This is a genomic window from Streptomyces sp. NPDC017991 (assembly GCF_044328075.1).
Lineage (GTDB): Bacteria > Actinomycetota > Actinomycetes > Streptomycetales > Streptomycetaceae > Streptomyces.
In genome coordinates, this window is record NZ_JBIRGP010000003.1 from 103,975 (window position 1) to 122,287 (window position 18,313).

At 69.6% G+C, this 18,313-nt stretch carries 20 protein-coding genes; 8 read left to right on the top strand and 12 right to left on the bottom strand.

Annotated elements, in window-relative coordinates; all coding sequences use genetic code 11:
- The first annotated feature begins 235 nt into the window (after positions 1-235).
- The gene (locus tag ACH4DZ_RS09005) at positions 236-940 is read left to right on the top strand and encodes a LuxR C-terminal-related transcriptional regulator (protein ID WP_398286322.1); all 705 of its coding nucleotides are present in this window, start codon (positions 236-238) and stop codon (positions 938-940) included.
- 31 nt (positions 941-971) lie between these two features.
- Here ACH4DZ_RS09005 and ACH4DZ_RS09010 read toward each other — a convergent pair whose 3' ends face one another.
- A complete protein-coding gene (locus ACH4DZ_RS09010) occupies positions 972-1,310 on the bottom strand; it encodes a hypothetical protein (RefSeq protein ID WP_398286323.1) in 339 nt (112 codons plus the stop codon).
- A gap of 32 nt (positions 1,311-1,342) precedes the next feature.
- Positions 1,343-3,070 (bottom strand): sodium:solute symporter family protein, encoded by a 1,728-nt coding sequence (locus tag ACH4DZ_RS09015; protein ID WP_398286324.1) that lies wholly within the window; start codon positions 3,068-3,070, stop codon positions 1,343-1,345.
- Positions 3,071-3,193: 123 nt separating this feature from the next.
- Between ACH4DZ_RS09015 and galT the strand changes: the two genes are divergently transcribed.
- From galT to galK, 3 genes are read left to right on the top strand one after another with little or no spacing between them, the layout of a single operon-like run.
- Entirely contained in the window at positions 3,194-4,255 is a 1,062-nt protein-coding gene (gene galT / locus ACH4DZ_RS09020; protein ID WP_398286325.1) for a galactose-1-phosphate uridylyltransferase, read from the top strand.
- On the top strand, positions 4,252-5,256 hold the full coding sequence (galE, locus tag ACH4DZ_RS09025; RefSeq protein WP_398286326.1) for a UDP-glucose 4-epimerase GalE: 1,005 nt from the start codon (positions 4,252-4,254) through the stop codon (positions 5,254-5,256). Before galT ends, galE begins: the two co-directional genes overlap by 4 nt.
- Positions 5,256-6,437, top strand: coding sequence for a galactokinase (galK, locus tag ACH4DZ_RS09030; protein ID WP_398286327.1), 1,182 nt, complete (start codon positions 5,256-5,258; stop codon positions 6,435-6,437). Before galE ends, galK begins: the two co-directional genes overlap by 1 nt.
- A gap of 39 nt (positions 6,438-6,476) precedes the next feature.
- Here galK and ACH4DZ_RS09035 read toward each other — a convergent pair whose 3' ends face one another.
- Entirely contained in the window at positions 6,477-6,935 is a 459-nt protein-coding gene (locus tag ACH4DZ_RS09035; protein WP_398287050.1) for a GNAT family N-acetyltransferase, read from the bottom strand.
- A gap of 258 nt (positions 6,936-7,193) precedes the next feature.
- On the opposite strand from ACH4DZ_RS09035, the gene ACH4DZ_RS09040 reads away from it, so the two are divergent.
- Positions 7,194-7,961 (top strand): LuxR C-terminal-related transcriptional regulator, encoded by a 768-nt coding sequence (locus tag ACH4DZ_RS09040; protein ID WP_398286328.1) that lies wholly within the window; start codon positions 7,194-7,196, stop codon positions 7,959-7,961.
- Here ACH4DZ_RS09040 and ACH4DZ_RS09045 read toward each other — a convergent pair.
- Positions 7,920-8,417, bottom strand: coding sequence for a MarR family winged helix-turn-helix transcriptional regulator (locus ACH4DZ_RS09045; RefSeq protein WP_107015606.1), 498 nt, complete (start codon positions 8,415-8,417; stop codon positions 7,920-7,922). The genes ACH4DZ_RS09040 and ACH4DZ_RS09045 overlap by 42 nt on opposite strands.
- A gap of 116 nt (positions 8,418-8,533) precedes the next feature.
- Here ACH4DZ_RS09045 and ACH4DZ_RS09050 point away from each other — a divergent pair, with 116 nt between their 5' ends.
- A complete protein-coding gene (locus tag ACH4DZ_RS09050; RefSeq protein WP_398286329.1) occupies positions 8,534-9,352 on the top strand; it encodes a trans-aconitate 2-methyltransferase in 819 nt (272 codons plus the stop codon).
- A 4-nt stretch (positions 9,353-9,356) separates the two neighbouring features.
- Positions 9,357-9,740 carry a VOC family protein gene (locus ACH4DZ_RS09055; protein ID WP_398286330.1) on the top strand — a complete coding sequence of 128 codons (384 nt, stop codon included), beginning with the start codon at positions 9,357-9,359 and terminating at the stop codon, positions 9,738-9,740.
- Here the strand turns inward: ACH4DZ_RS09055 and ACH4DZ_RS09060 are convergent.
- Genes ACH4DZ_RS09060 through ACH4DZ_RS09075 form a run of 4 tightly spaced genes read right to left on the bottom strand, consistent with a single transcriptional unit; the run spans position 9,715 to position 11,931 of the window.
- Positions 9,715-9,963: a type II toxin-antitoxin system RelE/ParE family toxin gene (locus ACH4DZ_RS09060; protein ID WP_398286331.1), complete on the bottom strand. Its 249-nt coding sequence runs from the start codon at positions 9,961-9,963 to the stop codon at positions 9,715-9,717. The two genes, ACH4DZ_RS09055 and ACH4DZ_RS09060, sit on opposite strands and share 26 nt — an antisense overlap.
- The gene (locus ACH4DZ_RS09065) at positions 9,960-10,211 is read right to left on the bottom strand and encodes a type II toxin-antitoxin system Phd/YefM family antitoxin (protein WP_398286332.1); all 252 of its coding nucleotides are present in this window, start codon (positions 10,209-10,211) and stop codon (positions 9,960-9,962) included. The genes ACH4DZ_RS09060 and ACH4DZ_RS09065 overlap by 4 nt, the downstream gene beginning before the upstream one ends.
- Before the next feature lie 41 nt (positions 10,212-10,252).
- A complete protein-coding gene (locus ACH4DZ_RS09070; RefSeq protein WP_267026752.1) occupies positions 10,253-10,924 on the bottom strand; it encodes a TetR/AcrR family transcriptional regulator in 672 nt (223 codons plus the stop codon).
- The gene (locus ACH4DZ_RS09075) at positions 10,921-11,931 is read right to left on the bottom strand and encodes an acyl-CoA desaturase (protein ID WP_398286333.1); all 1,011 of its coding nucleotides are present in this window, start codon (positions 11,929-11,931) and stop codon (positions 10,921-10,923) included. The genes ACH4DZ_RS09070 and ACH4DZ_RS09075 overlap by 4 nt, the downstream gene beginning before the upstream one ends.
- Before the next feature lie 298 nt (positions 11,932-12,229).
- Here ACH4DZ_RS09075 and ppc point away from each other — a divergent pair, with 298 nt between their 5' ends.
- Positions 12,230-14,962, top strand: coding sequence for a phosphoenolpyruvate carboxylase (gene ppc / locus ACH4DZ_RS09080; protein WP_398286335.1), 2,733 nt, complete (start codon positions 12,230-12,232; stop codon positions 14,960-14,962).
- A 183-nt stretch (positions 14,963-15,145) separates the two neighbouring features.
- Here the strand turns inward: ppc and ACH4DZ_RS09085 are convergent, their stop codons facing one another.
- From ACH4DZ_RS09085 to ACH4DZ_RS09100, 4 genes are all read right to left on the bottom strand, one after another.
- Positions 15,146-15,643 carry a hypothetical protein gene (locus ACH4DZ_RS09085; RefSeq protein ID WP_398286336.1) on the bottom strand — a complete coding sequence of 166 codons (498 nt, stop codon included), beginning with the start codon at positions 15,641-15,643 and terminating at the stop codon, positions 15,146-15,148.
- A 74-nt stretch (positions 15,644-15,717) separates the two neighbouring features.
- Positions 15,718-16,329, bottom strand: coding sequence for an aminoacyl-tRNA hydrolase (gene pth, locus ACH4DZ_RS09090; RefSeq protein WP_398286337.1), 612 nt, complete (start codon positions 16,327-16,329; stop codon positions 15,718-15,720).
- A gap of 110 nt (positions 16,330-16,439) precedes the next feature.
- A complete protein-coding gene (locus tag ACH4DZ_RS09095) occupies positions 16,440-17,024 on the bottom strand; it encodes a 50S ribosomal protein L25/general stress protein Ctc (protein ID WP_398286338.1) in 585 nt (194 codons plus the stop codon).
- A 211-nt stretch (positions 17,025-17,235) separates the two neighbouring features.
- The gene (locus tag ACH4DZ_RS09100; protein ID WP_398286339.1) at positions 17,236-18,207 is read right to left on the bottom strand and encodes a ribose-phosphate diphosphokinase; all 972 of its coding nucleotides are present in this window, start codon (positions 18,205-18,207) and stop codon (positions 17,236-17,238) included.
- Positions 18,208-18,313: the final 106 nt, after the last annotated feature.

Below are 18,313 nucleotides of genomic sequence, written 5' to 3' on the forward strand. Positions count from 1 at the left end.
AAGGAAACTTCCGGGTGTACACCCGTGTGCCGGTGCGGGGAGGTTGTCTCCCGCGCGCCGTTCCGCGAATGAGATGAATCTTGACATTACGGGGCACTTCTCTTCACTGGGGGGAGCGCAACGTCGAACAAGCGTGTAGCTTCCGGGGGATGGAGAGCCGGGGGGCTCCTATCCATGGGGTACCAGTAGGGATCCTGGGGGGACTGGGGGGTTGGGCTCGATGGGAGTGCGGCTCATGGTGGTCGACGACCACCGACTGCTCGCCGAGGCGCTCGCCTCGGCCTTGAAACTGCGCGGACACCGTGTGCTGGCCGCGGCCGCGCCCGCCGCGGGAGCGGCGGAGCTGGTGATCACCAGGGCGCCGGAGGTCTGCCTGATCGGCACGGCCACGCCTGCCGAACCGGGCATCTTCGACCCGGTGGTGAAGATCAAGCGGGAGCGTCCGCAGGTCGCGGTGCTGGTCCTCGGGCCGGTGCCCAACCCGCGCGGCATCGCCGCCGCGTTCGCCGCCGGCGCCTCCGGTTACGTACGGCACGACGAGCGCATAGAGGGTGTCGAGCGCGCCATCATGAAGGCACGGGCGGGGGAGGCCGCGGTGGCGCCGCAGCTCCTCCAGGGCGCCTTCAGCGAACTCCTCAACCCGGCCGCGCAGCCCGACGACGAGGGGCAGCGGCTGCTCCAGATGCTGACGCCCCGCGAGGTGGAGGTGCTGGTGCGGGTGGCCGACGGCGAGGACACGCGGCTCATCGCGGCCGGTATGGGCATAGCGCCCAGCACCGCCCGCACGCACGTGCAGCGGGTACTGATGAAGCTGGGCGTGGGCTCCCGCCTTGAGGCGGCGGCGCTGGCGGCCCGCACGGGCCTGCTGGACCGTGCGGGGCCGGTGCCGCAGCACTCGGTACCGGGAGCGGGGCAGGAGGCCCAGGGCGACAGGGCCTAGGTCCTGCGGCTGCCCGCCCCCGGGCCGGCCGTCAGTCGGTCGGGTCGTCGGTCGGGTCGTCGGCCGGGGTCGGTGGTGCCACGGGGCGCAGCCACAGCCAGGCCAGGAAGAACAGGCCCAGGGCCAGCATGCCCAGGCCCGTCCAGAGGTTGATGTTGACGCCCTCCGCCTTGTCGATGTCGGCGTCGGACGCGGTGATCCCGGCGATCGTCACGATGATCCCGTAGACCACGAAGAGGCCGCCGATGATGCGGCGGATGTCGAAGAGCCGGGCCGCGGTGGCCGACCTGCCCTGCAGTTCGGTGACCTCGCGCTGGACGTCGCGCTCGGAGCGCCCGGGGCGGTCGGGGTGGTCGGGGGTGGTGGACATGGGGTGATCAGCCCTCCGGTCGTCGGAAGTCGTCAGAACGAGAACGGGATGTAGCAGGCGGCGGCCAGGATGATGGCGCCCCAGCCGAGCAGCGCCGGCTTGCGGTACCAGGCGTCGTCGCCCGCGCCGGCCGGCTCCTCCATGCCGGGCGAGCGGGTCCCGTACACCAGTCCCCGCAGCTCCTCCTCCGGCTTCGGCGCGGTGAAGAGGGAGACGGCGAACATCACGACCGCGCCGGCGACGAACCCGGCGATCGCGGAGACGAAGTTGGCGCCCTGGTCCGAGGGGATGTCGATGATGTCCTGCTTGTAGAGGACGAAGTAGTTGACCATCGCGGCCGTCGTGCCGGCCAGCAGCCCCCAGAACCCGGACTTCATGGACGCGCGCCGCCAGAACATGCCGACGATGAAGACGACGAACATCGGCACGTTGAAGAAGGAGAACAGCGTCTGGAGGTAGCTCATGATGTTCGAGAAGGACGAGGCGAGGAAGGCCGTGCCGATCGACGCCAGCACACCGACCACCGTGATGAGACGGCCGAAGCGCACGTAGTACGCGTCCTCCTCGTCCCGCTTCACGTACTTGCCCCAGATGTCGTTGGTGAAGACGGTGTTGAAGGACGAGATGTTGGCCGCCATGCCCGCCATGAACGCCGCCAGCAGACCCGTCACCGCGATACCGAGGACGCCGTTGGGGAGCAGGTCCTCCATCAGGTACGGGATCGCGTCGTTGTACTGGAGGTCCGAGCCGGACGTCCCGATCTTCGGTACGAGCACGGCCGCGACCAGGCCGGGGATCATCACCAGGAAGACGATGAAGATCTTGGGGAACGCGGCGATGAGCGGGGTGCGCTGGGCCGCGGACAGGTTCTTCGCGGACAGGGCGCGCTGCACCTCGGCGAAGTTGGTCGTCCAGTAGCCGAAGGAGAGCACGAAGCCGAGGCCCAGCACGATGGTCAGCCAGTTGGCGCCGAGCGGATTGCCGCTGCCGATGCCGGTGCCGCCCCACGCGGTGGTGAAGTCGCTGCCGTGGCTCGCCGTCAGGGAGTCGCTCAGACCGTCCCAGCCGCCGGCCTTCTTCAGGCCGAGCACCGTGAGCGGGATGAGCGCGGCGAGGATGACGAAGAACTGCAGCACCTCGTTGTAGATCGCCGACGACAGCCCGCCGAGGGTGATGTACGCGAGCACGAAGGCGCCCGCGACGACGATCGACACCCACTCCGGCCAGCCGAGCAGCGCCTCGACGACGATGGCGAGCGCGTAGAGGTTCACGCCCGCGATGAGGACGGCGGCGAAGGCGAACAGCACGGAACTGAGCAGATGCGCCCCCTTGTCGAAGCGCAGCAGCAGGAACTCGGGGACGGACCTGACCTTCGATCCGTAGTAGAAGGGCATCATCACCAGGCCCAGGAAGACCATCGCGGGGATGGCGCCGATCCAGTACCAGTGCACGGTGTAGACGCCGTACTGGGCGCTGTTGGCGGCCATGCCCAGGATCTCGGTCGCGCCGAGGTTGGCGGCGACGAAGGCCAGTCCGGTCACCCAGGCGGGCAGCGAACGCCCGGAGAGGAAGAAGTCGAGGCTGGTCCTCACCGAGCGGCGGGCGGCCAAGCCGATGCCGAGCACGACGACGAAGTAGATCGCCAGGATCGTGTAGTCGAGCCAGTTGGTGGGGAGCCGCAGCTCCGCGGCCAGGGATGTGGCCAGGTCTGTGGCTGAGTCCGTGGCCAGGGATGTGGCCGGGTATGTGGGGGTCTGCATCCTGCTCTCACTTCACCTTGGTGTTCTTTGTTCGGTTGTGGTGGTGACGTACGTGGGGGTTTGTGGTTTGATGTGTTTGATTCTGTTTATTGGTTTGATCGGGTAAGGGATGGGGAGTCCGGCGTGAAGAAGACCTCGACCCGGCTGGCCGACGGTCGTGAGCTCATCTACTACGACTCGCGCGACGACACCGTGCGCGACGCGGTGGACCGGCGCCCGCTCGACCGGACGGTCACCACATCGGAGGTACGGCGCGACCCGCTGCTCGGTGACGCGGTGGCCATCGCCTCGCACCGCCAGGGCCGCATCTACCACCCGCCGGCCGACGAGTGCCCGCTGTGCCCGTCCGAGGGCGGCCGGCTGAGCGAGATCCCGGACTCGTCGTACGACGTGGCGGTGTTCGAGAACCGCTTCCCGTCGCTGGCCGGGGACTCCGGGCGGTGCGAGGTCGTCTGCTTCACCTCGAACCACGACGCCTCCTTCGCCGATCTGACCGAGGCACAGGCGGGTCTGGTCCTGGAGGCGTGGACCGACCGCACGGCGGAGCTGTCCCATCTCCCCTCCGTGGAGCAGGTGTTCTGTTTCGAGAACCGCGGCGCCGAGATCGGTGTGACCCTCGGACACCCGCACGGGCAGATCTACGCGTACCCCTTCACGACGCCTCGAACGGCCCTGATGCTCCGTTCGGTGGCGGCGCACAAGGAGGCGACGGGCGGGGAGAACCTCTTCGACGCCGTGCTGGAGAGGGAGCTCGCCGACGAGCGGGTCGTCCTGGAGACCGAGCACTGGGTGGCCTTCGTGCCGTTCTCGGCGCACTGGCCCTACGAGGTGCACCTGTATCCGCGCCGCCGCGTGCCCGATCTGCTGGGCCTGGACGAAGGGGCGCGCACAGAGTTCCCCAAGGTCTATCTGGAACTGTTGAGGCGCTTCGACCGGATCTTCGGCGAAGGTGAGCCTCCGACGCCGTACATCTCGGCCTGGCACCAGGCGCCGTTCGGCACGCTGGAGGAGTTCGACGGAGTGGTGCGTGAGGACTTCGCGCTCCACCTTGAGCTTTTCACCATCCGCCGCACTTCCGGCAAGCTGAAGTTCCTCGCGGGTTCCGAGTCCGGCATGAACGTGTTCATCAACGACGTGCCGCCGGAGACCGCGGCCCAGCGACTGCGAGAGGTAGCGAGTTCATGAGTGGGAAGTACCTGGTCACCGGCGGTGCGGGCTATGTGGGAAGCGTGGTCGCGCAGCACCTGCTGGAGGCGGGCCACGAGGTGACCGTCCTCGACAACCTCTCCACCGGTTTCCGCGCGGGCGTCCCGGCCGGGGCCGCCTTCGTCGAGGGCGACATCCGTGACGCGGGCAAGTGGCTGGACTCCTCGTTCGACGCGGTGCTGCACTTCGCCGCGTTCTCGCAGGTCGGCGAGTCGGTCGTGAAGCCCGAGAAGTACTGGGACAACAACGTCGGCGGCACGATGGCCCTGCTCGGCGCGATGCGCGAGACGGGTGTGCGCAAGCTGGTCTTCTCCTCCACGGCGGCGACGTACGGCGAGCCGGAGACCACCCCGATCACCGAGTCCGCGCCGACGTCGCCCACGAACCCGTACGGCGCCTCGAAGCTGGCGGTCGACCACATGATCACGGGCGAGGCCGCCGCGCACGGACTCGCGGCGGTGTCGCTGCGCTACTTCAACGTGGCGGGTGCGTACGGCGGCTCCGGTGAGCGGCACGATCCCGAGTCCCACCTCATCCCGCTCGTCCTCCAGGTCGCCCAGGGCCGCCGCGACGCCATCTCCGTCTACGGCGACGACTATCCGACGCCGGACGGCACCTGCGTCCGCGACTACATCCACGTGGCCGACCTCGCGGAGGCACACCTGCTGGCGGTCGCCGCGGCGCAGCCGGGTGAGCACCTGATCTGCAACCTCGGCAACGGCAACGGCTTCTCGGTCCGCGAGGTGATCGAGACCGTCCGCAAGGTGACCGGACACCCGATCCCCGAGGTCGCGGCCCCGCGCCGGGCCGGCGACCCGGCGGTCCTCGTCGCCTCGGCGGCCACGGCCCGCGAACGGCTCGGCTGGAACCCGTCCCGCGCGGACCTCGCGGGCATCGTCGCGGACGCGTGGGAGTTCGCGCGGAACCTCGCACAGCAGGACATCGCACAGCAGGACATCGCGAAGGCGGAGGGGCACTAGTGGGGGCTCAGCAGGAAGCGTCGGCGGGGCAGGCGGCTCAGCAGGTGCGCGGCGGCTTCGAGAGGCTGTACGGGACCCCTCCCGAGGGGATCTGGGCGGCGCCCGGCCGGGTCAACCTGATCGGTGAGTACACCGACTTCAACGAGGGCTTCGTCATGCCGCTCGCGCTGCCGCACACCGCGGTGGCCGCGGTCTCGCGCCGCGACGACGGCGTGCTGCGGCTGCACTCGGCCGACATCGAGGGCCCGGTCGTCGAACTGCACGTCGACGAGTTGGCCCCGCTGACGAACACCAGCTGGGCGGCCTATCCCGCCGGTGTCGTCTGGGTCCTGCGCGCGGCCGGGCACGCGATCACCGGCGCGGACATCCACCTCGCCTCGACCGTCCCGACGGGCGCGGGCCTGTCCTCCTCGGCGGCGCTGGAGGTGGTGACGGCCCTGGCCCTGAACGACCTGTACGAACTCGGCCTCACCGGGCCCGAACTGGCCCGGGTCGCCCAACGCGCCGAGAACGACTTCGTGGGCGTGCCCTGCGGGGTCATGGACCAGACGGCGTCCGCCTGCTGCACGGAGGGCAACGCCCTCCACCTCGACTGCCGCGACCTGTCGATCCGGCAGGTCCCCTTCGACCTCCCGGCCCAGGGACTCCAGCTCCTCGTCGTCGACAGCCGCGTCAAGCACGCGCTGGGCGACGGGGCGTACGCGGAGCGCCGGGAGGGCTGCGAGGAGGGCGCCCGGCAGCTCGGCGTTCCCTTCCTGCGCGACCTCCCGTACGAGGACCTCGACGCGGCGCTGGCCCGGCTCTCGGACGAGCGGGTACGCCGGTACGTGCGTCACGTCGTCTCGGACGACCACCGGGTCGAGGAGGTCATCGCGCTCCTCGACGCGGGGGACATCCGGGGGATCGGCCCCGTCCTGACGGCCGGTCACGCGTCGCTCCGCGACGACCTCCGCATCTCCTGCCCGGAACTGGACCTCGCCGTCGACACGTCCGTCCGGGCGGGTGCGCTGGGGGCCCGTATGACGGGCGGCGGCTTCGGCGGCTCGGCCGTCGTCCTGGTCGAGACGGCGGACGCGGACACGGTCACGAAGGCTGTGGAGGAGGCGTTCGCGGCCGCGGGGTACACGGCGCCGCGGGTGTTTCCGGCGGTGCCGTCGGAAGGGGCACGGCGGGTGGGCTGACCGTCACCGACTCGGGGGCCGGCCCCCCCGAACCCCCGGTCAGGGCAGCAGCCGCTTCGTCAGCGTGTACTCCGTGATCCCCGGCGGATAGTCGGGGATCACGCACACCACCTCGTACCCCTGCTTCCGGTAGAAGTCCGGAGCCTGGAAGTCCCACGTCTCCAGGCGGGAGGCGCGGCACCCCCGCGACGACGTGGCCAGACGTTCCGCGCGGGACAGCAGCTGCGACCCGAGGCCGGCCCCGCGGTGCCGCCCGTCGACCCAGAGATACGCGACATGCAGCCATGTCGCCCAGGTGTGCCCGACCAGCCCGCCCGCGACCGAGCCCCCCGGCTCCAACGCCCAGACGTGCAGCGGAACTTCCCGTTCACCAGGGGTTCCGCGGAGAGAACGCAGCACCGGAGACGCGGCCGTATTGGCCTCCCGCAGCCGAGACCGCAGGAATTGGCTACGCTCTTTGTCGACTTCTGTCTCAATACGAAACATACGGCTCACCATAAACGCGTCGGCCAATCAGTTCTGCAAATCACCTTCCGCTCCTGCCGCACGGCCTTACTCTGATGAGCAGCACCGGTGGGGGCCGGTGCTGATCAGGGGGCGAGACAGTCGGGTACGACGCCCGAAGTGGGGGTAGCAGTTTCAGCACGGCGGCGGCCGTGCGACTGCGGCACCCCGTTTTCCGAGCCGACAGGAGGCCCGGGAACACCTCGGGCGCCGTACCTGCGCCGGTCCGTCCCCCGACCAGTGGGGGTTTCAGTGGTTCGCATCCGTGTTCTGGTCGTTGACGACCACCGTATCTTCGCCGAGTCGCTCGCTGCGGCCCTGGCCGCCGAGCCCGACGTCGACGTCTCCGCGGCGGGCAGTGGCCCGGCCGCACTGCGCTGCCTGGAGCGGGCGGTCGCGGAAGGCCGCAGATTCGACGTGCTGCTCGTCGACGCCGACCTCGGCGGCAACGTGCCGGGCGTCCGCCCGGCCGTGCCCGTGCACGACAACAACGAAGAAGGCCTGGTCGACGGCATCTCGCTGGTGGCCGGCGTCCGTTCGGGCCAGCCCGGTGTCCGTATCGTCGTACTCGCCGAGAAGGACGATTCGCGGCGCGCGGCCCTCGCCCTGCAGGCGGGCGCCTCGGGCTGGGTGGCCAAGGACTGCTCGCTGTCCCGGCTGCTGACCGTCATCCGGGGCGTGCTGCGCGACGAGACGCACCTGCCGCCGGCCCTGCTCACGGGTGTACTGCGTGAGCTGACCGCCGCGCGCAAGCACCGTACCGAGAGTGAGCGGCTGGTGGAGTCGCTGACTCCGCGTGAGCGCGAGGTGCTGCGCTGCATGGTGGCCGGGCTGGGGCGCAAGGCCGTCGCCGAGCGGCTGTTCCTCTCCCCGCACACGGTCCGCACGCATATGCAGAACGTGCTGGGGAAGCTGGGCGTGCACTCGACCCTCGCGGCCGTGGCGCTCGCCCGCCGGGCCGGGGTCGGGCCGGCCGACCTAGCCGGGGATGTTGTCGAACGGGGCGGTCAGCTGGCGTAGCAGCCCGGCCAGTTCACCGCGCTGGGCCCGGCTGAGCTCCGCGAGGATCGCCCGCTCCTGGTCGAGGAGTCCGGCGAGTGCCTGGTCGGCGCGGTCGCGGCCCTCCTCGGTGAGGCGCACGAGTACGCCCCGGCGGTCGCTGGGGTCGGGGAGCCGCTCGACCAGGCTCTTCTTCGCGAGCCGGTCGATACGGTTCGTCATCGTGCCCGAGGTGACGAGGGTCTGCGTGAGCAACTGCCCGGGGGAGAGCTGGTACGGGGCTCCCGCGCGCCTCAGTGAGGTGAGCACGTCGAACTCCCAGGGCTCCAGGGCGTGCTCGGCGAACGCGATGCGCCGGGCGCGGTCCAGATGCCGCGCGAGCCTGCTCACGCGGCTGAGCACTTCGAGTGGTTCCACGTCGAGGTCGGGGCGCTCCCGGCGCCATGCTGCGACCAGCCGATCGACCTCGTCCTCCATGGCGATCAGTGTAGTGGTTGTGTCGATGTGAAGTCTCTTGACGTGAAGTATCTTGACGACGAGAGAGTGATGGTGTGAGGGTGGAGGCAGGCTCACCCCGACTCCGGAGGCTCCCCATGTCCACGACCACTACTCCCACCTGGGATCCGGGGCAGTACCTGCGTCACGCGGAGCACCGCGCCCGCCCCTTCGCGGAGCTGCTTGCCCGCGTCCCCGCCCTGCCCGGCGAACCGGCCCGGATCGCGGACCTGGGTTGCGGGCCCGGCAACGTCACGGTCCAGCTCGTCGAGCGGTGGCCGGGCTCGTACGTCACCGGCTACGACAACTCCCCGGAGATGCTGGCCGAGGCCGAAGAGCATGCGGGGGACACTGGTGGTGGCGGGCGCCTGGACTTCGCCCACGCGGACCTCACGGAGTGGGCGCCGACGGAGACGTACGACCTGGTCGTCTCGAACGCGGCGCTGCAGTGGGTGCCGGGTCATTTGGACGCCTTCGACTCCTGGCTCGGTGCGGTGGCCTCCGGTGGGGCCTTCGCTTTTCAGGTGCCCAACAACATTGACGCGCCTCTGCATGTGCTGATGCGTGAACTCGCCGGCTCCCCGCGGTGGAAGGGGCGGCTGGCAGGAGTCCTCCGGCGCGCGGACTCGGTGCACGACCCGCTCGTCTATCTGGACCGGCTGGCGCGGCTGGGGTGCGAGGTGGATGTCTGGGAGACGACGTACATGCAGCTCTTGCAGGGCGAGGACGCGGTCCTCGACTGGTCCAAGGGGACGGGGATGCGGCCGGCTCTCACGGTTCTCGCCGACGACCCGGAAGCCCGGGACGCCTTCACTGCCGAGTACCGGGATCTGCTCCGGGCCGCCTATCCGACGGCCCCGTACGGCACGGTTCTGCCGTTCCGGCGGTTGTTCGTGGTGGCGCGGAAGGTCGGCTGAGCGGGTGCTGACGGCTGTGGATCACGTCCAGCTCGCCGCGCCGCCGGGGGCCGAGGGGGTTCTGCGCGCGTACTACGTCGACGTCCTCGGCATGACCGAGATCCCCAAGCCGCCCGTGCTCGCGGCACGCGGAGGCTGCTGGTTCCGGGCGGACGGCGTGCAACTGCACTTGGGGATCGAGCGTGATTTCCGGCCCGCGAAGAAGGCCCACCTGGGGCTGCGGGTGACGGGTATCGAGACGTACGCGACTCGCCTCGCCGCGCATGGAGCGGCGGTCACCTGGGACGACGAGCTCCCGGGCCACCGCCGCTTCGACTCCGAGGACCCGGTGGGGAACCGGCTGGAGTTCCTGGAGCCGCGCCTCAGGGGGTCCGGCCCAGGTTGGTGACCAGAATGTGGATCACGTCCTCGTCGATCACGTAGAGGACGCGGTAGTCACCGACGCGGAGCCGCCGGATGTTCGGTCCGTAGGCGGTGGAGCCGGTGGGGCGCGGCTCCTTGGCGAGGGTGTCGACGGCTTCGTAGACGGCGGCGAGTCCTGCGGGATCGTCCTTGAGGAACCGCACGGCCGCGTTTGTGGCGCTCGGTTCCCAGGTGATTCGGTAGTTCATGGCCGCAGCCCCAGCATGCGCCCGACTTCCTCGTGGGTTACGCCCTCTCCAAGCGTTCCCTCCGCCTTGCGTCGCTGATAGTCGGCGACCGCGAGGGCGTCTTCCAAATCCTCTATGACCTGCGGGGAGACAAGCAGCGCCGCCACGTGGCCGTGGTCGGTGAGGGCGATGGTCTCGCGGCCGTGGGCCGCGCGACGGACGAGGTCACCGAGCTGGGAACGGGCGGCGCTGATCGCGATCTCAGTCATGGACGTATTGATACCACAAGGTTCACGTTGTGGCCTATGTATTAACTTTTCCGGCGGCCTATCAGCCGTGGCTTCGCCTCCAGGCCGTCCAGGCCGTGCCACGCCAGGTTCACCAGATGGGCCGCCACCTCCGCCTTCTTCGGGCGGCGGACGTCCAGCCACCACTGGCCGGTGAGGGCGACCATGCCCACCAGGGCCTGGGCGTAGAGGGGGGCCAGTTTGGGGTCGAAGCCCCGGCGTTTGAACTCGCGGCCCAGGATGTCCTCCACCTGCGTGGCGATGTCCGAGATCAGGGACGCGAAGCTGCCCGTCGACTGGGGGATCGGGGAGTCGCGGACCAGGATGCGGAAGCCGTCGGTGTACTCCTCGATGTAGTCGAGGAGGGCGAACGCCGCCTGTTCGCAGAGTTCGCGGGGGTGGCCCGCCGTGAGAGAGCTGGTCACGCCGTCCAGGAGGCGGCGCATCTCGCGGTCGACCACTACCGCGTACAGGCCCTCCTTGCCGCCGAAGTGCTCGTAGACGACCGGCTTGGAGACGCCGGCCTTCGCCGCGATCTCCTCCACAGATGTCGCCTCGAAGCCCTTCTGGGCGAAGAGGGTGCGGCCGATCTCCAGCAACTGGGCCCGTCGCTCCGCCCCCGTCATCCGGGTGCGGCGGACGCGCCGCGGCTTTTCATTGCTGGGTGTGCTGGAGTCGGCCACGCCGTCAATCATGCCGCCTCGGCCGTCTCCGACTTGCGCCGGGCGCCCTTCCCGTCCGGGTTGCGACGGGAATCGATACGTGAGCGTGACGGCCAGCGCACGTCGCACGCCCAGCCGCAGCGCTCGAACCAGCGGATCAGGCGGGCCGACGAGTCCACCTGGCCGCGTTCCACGCCGTGCCTGGCCGACGTCGGGTCCGCGTGGTGCAGGTTGTGCCAGGACTCGCCGCAGGACAGGACCGCCAGCCACCAGACGTTGCCTGAACGGTCACGTGACTTGAAGGGGCGCTTGCCCACCGCGTGGCAGATCGAGTTGATCGACCATGTGACGTGGTGCAGCAGCGCCACCCGGACCAGGGAACCCCAGAAGAAGCCCGTGAACGCGCCCCACCAGGACATCGTCACCAGGCCGCCGATCAGCGCCGGGAGCGCGATGGACAGGCCCGCCCAGAGGAGGAACTGTCGGGAGATCGTGCGGAGCGCCTTGTCCTTGATCAGGTCCGGTGCGTACTTCTCCTGCGGGGTCTGTTCCTCGTCGAACATCCAGGCGATGTGGGCCCACCACAGGCCCTTCATCAGGGCCGGGACCGTCTCGCCGAAGCGCCACGGCGAGTGGGGGTCGCCCTCGGCGTCGGAGAACTTGTGGTGCCTGCGGTGGTCGGCCACCCAGCGGACCAGCGGCCCTTCGACGGCCATGGAGCCGGCGATGGCGAGGGCGATGCGCAGGGGCCGCTTCGCCTTGAAGGCGCCGTGGGTGAAGTAGCGGTGGAAGCCGATCGTGATTCCGTGGCAGCCCAGGTAGTAGAAGAACACCAGCAGGCCCAGGTCCAGCCAGCTCACGCCCCAGCCCCAGGCCAGCGGAACCGCCGCGAGGACGGCCAGGAACGGCACGATGATGAAGAGGAGAAGGGTGATCTGCTCGATCGAGCGCTTCTTCTCGCCGCCCAGTGTGGCGGAGGGGACGGGGGAGTCGTCGTGCGCCCTCGGGGCGTCATCGATCACGTCGGAACTTGCGGTCATGGGGGCGTCCCCTGTGGGGTCGAGGAGGGTGGGTGTGGCCGGTAAGCGTGGCTGTGGGTAGCCGGAAACAGCGCTTACGGTTGCGTAACCTACGGCGTCGTAAGTATGGCAGCGCGTTGCCCTGGGGCAAGAGCCCGAGAGACTGCGCGTCCGGATGGACACCTATCCTTGGTCTCGGTCGGACAGCGCGGTCCGCTCTGTTTCATTCCCGTATGCCCAGCCGCTGACGCGGCGCTTGCCGCCACGGGCCGACGGGTTCCCCTCCAGACGAGCTTCAACACTGCAAGGAGCCGCACCTGTGAGCAGTGCCGACGACCAGACCACGACAACCGGCAGTGAACTGCGCGCCGACATCCGCCGCCTCGGGGATCTGCTGGGCGAGACCCTCGTACGTCAGGAGGGGCCCGAGCTTCTGGAACTGGTCGAGAAGGTCCGCCGTCTCACCCGCGAGGACGGTGAAGCCGCCGCCGAACTGCTGCGCGGCACCGAACTGGAGACCGCGGCCAAGCTGGTCCGCGCCTTCTCCACCTACTTCCACCTCGCCAACGTCACCGAGCAGGTGCACCGCGGACGCGAGCTGCGCGCCCGGCGTGCCGCCGAGGGCGGACTCCTCGCCCGTACGGCCGACCGGCTCAAGGACGCCGACCCCGACCACCTGCGCGCCAGCGTCAAGAACCTCAACGTTCGCCCCGTCTTCACCGCGCACCCCACCGAAGCGGCCAGACGCTCGGTCCTCAACAAGCTGCGCCGTATCGCCGCCCTGCTGGAGACCCCGGTCATCGAGGCCGACCGGCGCCGCTATGACACCCGTCTGGCCGAGAACATCGACCTGGTCTGGCAGACGGACGAGCTGCGCGTCGTCCGCCCCGAACCGGCCGACGAGGCCCGCAACGCCATCTACTACCTGGACGAGCTGCACGCCGGCGCCGTCGGGGACGTTCTGGAGGACCTCACCGCCGAACTGGAGCGCGTCGGCGTCCAGCTTCCGGAGGAGACCCGGCCGCTGACTTTCGGGACCTGGATCGGCGGCGACCGCGACGGCAACCCGAACGTGACCCCGCAGGTCACCTGGGACGTCCTCATCCTCCAGCACGAGCACGGCATCAATGACGCGCTCGAACTCATCGACGAGCTGCGTCATTTCCTCTCCAACTCCATCCGTTACACCGGTGCCACCGAGGAACTGCTCTCCTCGCTGGGGGCCGACCTGGAGCGGCTGCCGGAGATCAGCCCCCGCTACAAGCGCCTCAACGCCGAAGAGCCCTACCGGCTCAAGGCCACCTGCATCCGGCAGAAGCTGGAGAACACCAAGCTGCGCCTGGCCAAGGGCATCCCGCACGAGGCGGGCCGCGACTACCTCGGCACCGCCGAGCTGCTGCAGGACCTCACGCTCATCCAGACCTCCCTGCGCGAGCACCGCGGCGCCCTGTTCGCCGACGGCCGTATGAACCGTACGATCCGCACGCTCGCCGCCTTCGGCCTGCAGCTCGCCACCATGGACGTACGGGAACACGCCGACGCCCACCACCACGCGCTCGGGCAGCTCTTCGACCGGCTCGGTGAGGAGTCCTGGCGCTACGAGGACATGCCGCGCGAGTACCGGCACAAGCTGCTCGCCAAGGAACTGCGCTCGCGCCGGCCCCTCGGACCGACCCCGGCCCCGCTGGACGCCGCCGGATCGAAGACCCTCGGAGTCTTCGAGACCGTCAAGAAGGCGCTCCGGGTCTTCGGGCCCGAGGTCATCGAGTCGTACATCATCTCGATGTGCCAGGGCGCCGACGACGTGTTCGCCGCCGCCGTGCTGGCCCGCGAGGCCGGACTCCTCGACCTGCACGCCGGCTGGGCGAAGATCGGCATCGTGCCGCTCCTGGAGACGACCGACGAGCTCAAGGCCGCGGACACCATCCTTGAGGACATGCTGTCCGACCCGTCCTACCGGCGGCTCGTGGCCCTGCGCGGCGATGTCCAGGAGGTCATGCTCGGATACTCGGACTCGTCGAAGTTCGGCGGCATCACGACGAGCCAGTGGGAGATCCACCGGGCGCAGCGGCGGCTGCGCGACGTCGCGCACCGGTACGGCGTACGCCTGCGGCTCTTCCACGGCCGCGGTGGCACCGTCGGCCGCGGCGGCGGCCCCTCGCACGACGCGATCCTCGCCCAGCCCTGGGGCACCCTCGAAGGCGAGATCAAGGTCACCGAGCAGGGCGAGGTCATCTCGGACAAGTACCTCGTGCCGTCGCTGGCCCGGGAGAACCTCGAACTGACCGTCGCGGCCACCCTCCAGGCGTCCGCGCTGCACACCGCCCCGCGTCAGTCCGACGAGGCGCTCGCCCGCTGGGACGCCGCCATGGACGTCGTCTCGGAGGCCGCCGAGGCCGCCTACCGCCGTCTGGTCGAGGACCCGGACCTGCCGACGTACTTCCTCGCCTCCACGCCGGTCGACCAGCTCGCCGACCTGCACCTGGGCTCGCGGCCCTCCCGCCGCCCCGGCTCGGGCGTCTCGCTCGACGGCCTGCGCGCCATCCCGTGGGTGTTCGGCTGGACCCAGTCCCGGCAGATCGTCCCCGGCTGGTTCGGCGTCGGCGCCGGCCTGAAGGCACTGCGCGAGGCCGGTCTCGACAGCGTCCTGGACGAGATGCACGAGCAGTGGCACTTCTTCCGCAACTTCATCTCCAACGTCGAGATGACGCTCGCCAAGACCGACCTCAGGATCGCCCGCCACTACGTCGAGACCCTCGTCCCCGAGGAGCTCCAGCACGTCTTCGCCGCCATCGAGGCCGAGCACGAGCTGACCGTGCGCGAGGTGCTGCGCATCACCGGCGAGCAGGAACTGCTGGACGCCCAGCCCGTGCTCAAGCAGACCTTCACCATCCGTGACGCCTACCTGGACCCGATCTCGTACCTCCAGGTGGCGCTCCTCAAGCGGCAGCGCGACACCGCCGCGGCCGGCTCCGAGCCGGATCCGCTGCTGTCCCGCGCCCTGCTCCTGACGGTCAACGGCGTGGCGGCGGGCCTGCGCAACACCGGCTGACCGGCCGATCGGCGGGAAAAGAGGCGCCGGGGCGGCTTGTGCGGATTTCGTACGGGCCGCCCCGGCGCTCTTCTGCGTGCGCAGATACGGGCCGCCCCGGCGCTCTTCTGCGTGCGCAGAGGGTCCGCGTGCGCAGAGGGTCCGCGTGCGGAGAGGGTCTGCGTGCGGAGAAGGGGGAGGGTGTCAGAGCGCCAAAAACGCGGTCGTCACCAGCGCCAGGCCCGCGCCGCCGAGCACCCAGCCCAGCCGGGCCCTGCCCAGGCCGCCCGCGACCACCACCGAGGCGAGCATCAGCGCGCCGCCCAGCGGCACCCAGGCGTAGAGCAGGCCACCGGTGCCCGCGCGGACGACCTCGTCGGTGCCGGGCTTCACCACGACCGGGTACGTGCGGCCCTTCTCCACGGCCACCTCGCTGTCGAGGACGACCCGGTCCCGGGCGGTGGAACCCTCCGACGTGGGCCGGTACGGGCCCGCGCAGTGGTCTTCGGCGCACGTGGTGACCGTCATCGTGCCCCGCTCACGGCCCTTGGTGAGCATCACGTGCTGAGCGGTGCCCCAGGAGGCCCAGACGCCGGCGATCAGGATCAGCACCGCGACCGTACCCATCGCCGCGAGCTGCCCGAACCGCAGCGCCGCGGCCGCTTTCGGGCGGGAGGCGCGGGCATGGGAATGGGCGGGCATGGCGGCGATCCTTGGCCATGGCCTGCGGTCGGTCAACTCCGGCGGGGCTCAGGCAGGGTTCACATGCCGCATTGTCATGAGTTGTACGTCGACTGCGCCCGCTCCAGACCCTCGATGACCAGAGCCTCCACCGCGTCCGCGGCCCGGTCCACCAAGTAGTCCAGTTCCTTGCGCTCCGTCGAGGAGAAGTCCTTCAGTACGAAGTCGGCGACCTGCATACGACCCGGCGGGCGCCCGATCCCGAAACGGACCCGGTGATACTCCGGACCCATCGCCTTCGTCATCGACTTCAGGCCGTTGTGGCCGTTGTCGCCGCCGCCCAACTTCAGCCGAAGTACCCCGTAGTCGATGTCCAGCTCGTCGTGCACGGCCACGATGTTGGCCGTCGGAACCTTGTAGAAGTCCCGCAGGCCCGTCACCGGACCGCCCGACAGGTTCATGTACGACATCGGCTTCGCCAGGATCACCCGCCGGTTCAGCGGACCCGGCGGGCCGATCCGCCCCTCGATCACCTGGGCCTGCGCCTTGCCCGCCCGCTTGAACTTGCCGCCGATCCGTCCGGCGAGGAGGTCGGCCACCATGAAGCCCACGTTGTGGCGGTTCTTGGCGTACTCGGGGCCGGGGTTTCCGAGCCCCACGATCAGCCAGGGGGCGCCTGGTTCCGTGGTCACGTCCGTCACTCCCATGGGTCCTCGACCGGCTGTACTGGTGTATTGGCGTACAGGTGCTCAGTGAATACGCGCCGGCCGCCGCCCCTTGGGGAGCGGCGGCCGGTGAGTGGTGATCCGGTGCGGGATCAGGCCTCGGTGGACTCGGCGGCCGAGTCGTCCGCGGGCTCCTCCGACTGGGCGGCCAGGACCTGCAGCACGACCGCGTCCTCGTCGATGGCCAGCGTGGTGCCCTCGGGCAGCGGGATGTCCTTCGCGAGGATGGCGGCGCCGGCCTCAAGGCCCTCGATCGAGACGGTGACCGACTCGGGGATGTGCGTGGCCTCGGCCTCGACCGTCAGCGTGCTGAGCACGTGCTCAAGCAGGAACGAGCCCGGGGCCAGGTCGCCCTCGGTGTGCACGTAGACCTCGACGTTGACCTTCTCGCCGCTCTTCACCAGAAGCAGGTCGACGTGCTCAAGGAAACCCTTGATGGCGTCACGCTGGACGGCCTTCGGGATCGCGAGCTGGGTCTTGCCCTCGATGTCCAGGGTCAGCAGGACGTTCGGGGTACGCAGGGCGAGCTGCAGCTCGTGGCCCGGCAGCGTGATGTGGACCGGCTCGCCACCGTGGCCGTACACGACGGCGGGAACCTTGGCCTCACGGCGGATGCGGCGCGCCGCACCCTTGCCGAACTCGGTGCGGGTCTCAGCGGCGATCTTGACCTCGGACATGGTCACTCCTCGTAGAACAGGGAAGCCAGGGAAAGGGAGTCACCCGGCCGAACCATCGGCCTGCTACGAAGAGCGCGTCGATAACGGACCGCCGCACCAAAGAGTGCGGCCTCCCTCGCCGAGCAACTGTGACAGCTTACGCGGCGGGAAGGCCGTACAAGAAATCGATCTAGGCCGGTCCTCGACCGCTCTCCTCGACCGCCCTCCTCGACTACTCGTCGAAGAGGCTTGTCACCGAACCGTCCTCGAAGACCTCGCGGACCGCGTTCGCGATCGTCGGCGCGATCGACAGGACCGTGATCTTGTCGAGTTCCAGCTCGCCCGGGGTGGGCAGGGTGTCCGTGAAGACGAACTCGCTGACCTTCGAGGCCATCAGACGGTCCGCCGCCGGACCCGACAGCACACCGTGCGTCGCCGTCACGATGACGTCCTCCGCGCCGTGCGCGAACAGCGCGTCCGCCGCGGCACAGATCGTGCCACCGGTGTCGATCATGTCGTCGACCAGGACACAGACGCGGCCCTCGACGTCACCCACGACCTCGTGCACGGTCACCTGGTTCGCGACGTTCTTGTCGCGGCGCTTGTGCACGATCGCCAGCGGCGCGCCGAGGCGGTCGCACCAGCGGTCGGCCACCCGCACCCGGCCGGCGTCCGGGGACACGACCGTGAGCTTCGAGCGGTCCACCTTGTGACCCACGTAGTCCGCGAGCAGCGGCAGCGCGAACAGGTGGTCCACCGGGCCGTCGAAGAAGCCCTGGATCTGGTCGCTGTGCAGATCGACCGTCAGGAGGCGGTCCGCACCGGCCGTCTTCATCATGTCGGCGACCAGACGTGCCGAGATCGGTTCACGCCCACGGTGCTTCTTGTCCTGGCGCGCGTAACCGTAGAACGGCATGATCACGGTGATGCTCCGGGCGGAGGCCCGCTTCAGAGCGTCGATCATGATCAGCTGTTCCATGATCCACTTGTTGATCGGCGCGGTGTGGCTCTGGATCAGGAAGCAGTCGGCGCCGCGGGCCGACTCCTCGTAGCGGACGTAGATCTCACCGTTGGCGAAATCGAAGGCCTTCGTCGGTACGACCCCGACACCCAACTGGTGGGCGACCTCCTCGGCAAGCTCGGGGTGGGCGCGGCCGGAGAAGAACATCATCTTCTTCTCGCCGGTCGTCTTGATCCCGGTCACAGCACTGTCTCCTCAGAGGTGTCTCAGCTGGATGTCGAGATGAGTTGAGTTCTCAGGTGCGGTCTCAGCTGGATGTGCGGGTGTGCATCTATCACGGTAGCCCGAG

Coding starts and splice junctions, on each gene's coding strand:
- ACH4DZ_RS09005 (WP_398286322.1), top strand. CDS start 236: ATGGTGGTCGACGACCACCGACTGCTCGCCGAGGCGCTCGCCTCGGCC.
- ACH4DZ_RS09010 (WP_398286323.1), bottom strand. CDS start 1,310: ATGTCCACCACCCCCGACCACCCCGACCGCCCCGGGCGCTCCGAGCGC.
- ACH4DZ_RS09015 (WP_398286324.1), bottom strand. CDS start 3,070: ATGCAGACCCCCACATACCCGGCCACATCCCTGGCCACGGACTCAGCC.
- galE (WP_398286326.1), top strand. CDS start 4,252: ATGAGTGGGAAGTACCTGGTCACCGGCGGTGCGGGCTATGTGGGAAGC.
- ACH4DZ_RS09035 (WP_398287050.1), bottom strand. CDS start 6,935: ATGGTGAGCCGTATGTTTCGTATTGAGACAGAAGTCGACAAAGAGCGT.
- ACH4DZ_RS09045 (WP_107015606.1), bottom strand. CDS start 8,417: ATGGAGGACGAGGTCGATCGGCTGGTCGCAGCATGGCGCCGGGAGCGC.
- ACH4DZ_RS09050 (WP_398286329.1), top strand. CDS start 8,534: ATGTCCACGACCACTACTCCCACCTGGGATCCGGGGCAGTACCTGCGT.
- ACH4DZ_RS09060 (WP_398286331.1), bottom strand. CDS start 9,963: ATGAACTACCGAATCACCTGGGAACCGAGCGCCACAAACGCGGCCGTG.
- ACH4DZ_RS09065 (WP_398286332.1), bottom strand. CDS start 10,211: ATGACTGAGATCGCGATCAGCGCCGCCCGTTCCCAGCTCGGTGACCTC.
- ACH4DZ_RS09070 (WP_267026752.1), bottom strand. CDS start 10,924: ATGATTGACGGCGTGGCCGACTCCAGCACACCCAGCAATGAAAAGCCG.
- ACH4DZ_RS09075 (WP_398286333.1), bottom strand. CDS start 11,931: ATGACCGCAAGTTCCGACGTGATCGATGACGCCCCGAGGGCGCACGAC.
- ACH4DZ_RS09085 (WP_398286336.1), bottom strand. CDS start 15,643: ATGCCCGCCCATTCCCATGCCCGCGCCTCCCGCCCGAAAGCGGCCGCG.
- pth (WP_398286337.1), bottom strand. CDS start 16,329: ATGGGAGTGACGGACGTGACCACGGAACCAGGCGCCCCCTGGCTGATC.
- ACH4DZ_RS09095 (WP_398286338.1), bottom strand. CDS start 17,024: ATGTCCGAGGTCAAGATCGCCGCTGAGACCCGCACCGAGTTCGGCAAG.